Source organism: Saccharopolyspora sp. NPDC000995, assembly GCF_053599315.1.
Genome location: NZ_JBSFLZ010000303.1, coordinates 1 through 1,935 on the forward strand (window position 1 = coordinate 1; position 1,935 = coordinate 1,935).

The window sequence follows — 1,935 nt, forward strand, 5'->3', positions numbered from 1 at the left end:
TCCACCTGTAAGTCGTGTTCTTTGGTAGGAAAACGATCTTACTGGTCGGGGCCGTTGCCCTATTGCCCGGTATTCAAACCGCCAGAATAATGCTCGAGGTGCGATGATTACTCCCGGGTACCCAGCCGGGCTCTATTCGTGATGAAACGATCTCCGCCATTTGAATTCGAAATGCCGTGCAGACTCAAGGATCTTGTGGCATTTGCCACTTGCAATCTGCTCGTATATTTAGGCATAAAGACTGTGCGGCGGGGCAAATACGCAGCGGGTGGCCTGGGCAGAGGATGCGGGGCTGGTGCACTCGATGACCCGGGGACGACCGGGATCACTTCTCCCGCGGGACGCGCCCCATCACCGAAGAACTCGTCGTTCGGGCGTAGGGTCATCAGGTGCGCTAGCCGGTTGGACATGGCGAAGAACGCGGTGATCGCTCCGCCGTCCCAGATCTCGTCGTTGGACAGCCCCGCGTCGCAGGCTGCGGCCAGTTCGCGTTCGCCGAAGCGAGCCGAGTCCTGGGCCAACGAAAGCGCCAGGTCCGCGATGGCTCGCTGCCGTGCGCCCAGCGGCGCACCCCACGGGTTGGCGGCCACCAGGTCCGCGAGCTGGTCGTCCTTGGCCAGGATCCGCAGGAACGCGCCGTGCGCGACGATACAGTATGTGCAGTTGTTGGCGGCCGAGGTGGCGACGACCTCGAGCTCCCGTTCGGCCTTCGACAGGCCGGATTCCCGTTCCATCAGCGCGTCGTGGTAGTCGCAGAACGCGCGCAGTTCGGCGGGCCGGTGGCCGAGCGCTAGGAACACGTTGGGCACGAACCCGGATTTCTCCGCGATGGCGCCGATCCGGTCCCGGAGATCCTCGGGAACTCCGCCAGCTGAACCGATCCGAACCTGCTGATCTCTTCGCCCATGACAGCACGGTATTGCTGCGGGGGCGCGCAGTCGATGGCGTCACGGTCGGTGCTCGAGCGTCTCCGGTAGACTTCCTCGGCCGGGGCGCAGAGTGGAAGCGAGAGTCTCGATGGCACGTGATGGGGACCGCAGCGGCTTCTCCGGGGGCGTGAGCAGGATCGATCCCTTCTGCTGGATCCCAGTGGTGCCGATGCTGCTCCTAGCTTTGGCGACCGTGTTGATGGGCGTGCCGCTCCTAGGGCTGCTGCTGCTGATCCTTGCGCTGGCGATCGTGATTTTCGACATGTGGGTGAACAACCGCCGAAAGTCGTCGCAGCGCCGTCTGCCGCCCCGCCGCGAGCCGCTCCGCCGGGAGCCGCCGCGTCGCGAACCCACCCGCCGCCCGGCTGCGCCGGAACGTGCGGCGGCCCCGCGCGACGGTGGCGCCCGAAACGGGGCGACCCGTGCCGTGAACCAGCCGCGTCGCAACCCCACCGGAGGGGGGTCGCGCCCGCAACAGCGGCCCTCCGGGCGTCCCGGAGCCCGCCGCTGACAGTCGCTACGGCGACCGCGCCGAACGATCGGCCGCTGATCATGGGGGCGTACCGGAGCCCCACCACGCCAATCTGGGCGTCATGGTTCGCTCGTCGGTTGCATTGGTGTGGGGATGAGGTCCCGGAGGTATGCGCGGTGTTGGGTGGATAGCGCTCTGCCGCCTGGTCGTGGTGTTCGCCTGGGGTCGATTGTGGTTGGTGGGATGAACGCGGGTCGCCCACCACGCATGGTGATTCCCATCGCTGGTTGTAGAGGGTGCGGTGGTGGTGGCCGCAGAGGATGACCATGTTGGTCAGCTCGGTTGTTCCACCGTCGGCCCGGTGCTCGACATGGTGCGCTTCCGGTGTTCCCGGTGGCCGGTCACACTCCGGGAGGCACACACCTCGTCCCGCTGCAAGGACGCCGCGCGCAGGTGCGTCGGCGTTGGTCCGCTTCGCCCGACCCACGTCCAGCGCAAGCCCGTCCCCGTCGAGAACCATCGGCACCACCTCGG

General features: G+C 66.6%; 3 protein-coding genes. 1 reads left to right on the forward strand and 2 read right to left on the reverse strand.

The features are described from left to right. Positions 1-107: 107 nt before the first annotated feature. Positions 108-938 (reverse strand): peroxidase-related enzyme, encoded by an 831-nt coding sequence (locus ACWDKQ_RS35950; RefSeq protein ID WP_450143205.1) that lies wholly within the window; start codon positions 936-938, stop codon positions 108-110. 79 nt (positions 939-1,017) lie between these two features. Here ACWDKQ_RS35950 and ACWDKQ_RS35955 point away from each other — a divergent pair, with 79 nt between their 5' ends. Next, positions 1,018-1,440, forward strand: a complete 423-nt coding sequence (locus tag ACWDKQ_RS35955) for a hypothetical protein (RefSeq protein ID WP_450143203.1) — start codon at positions 1,018-1,020, stop codon at positions 1,438-1,440. Between the two features lie 294 nt (positions 1,441-1,734). On the opposite strand, the gene ACWDKQ_RS35960 is transcribed toward ACWDKQ_RS35955, so the two are convergent. Next, positions 1,735-1,935 (reverse strand): hypothetical protein (locus ACWDKQ_RS35960; RefSeq protein WP_450143204.1); only part of this gene is annotated, 201 nt, incomplete at its 5' end.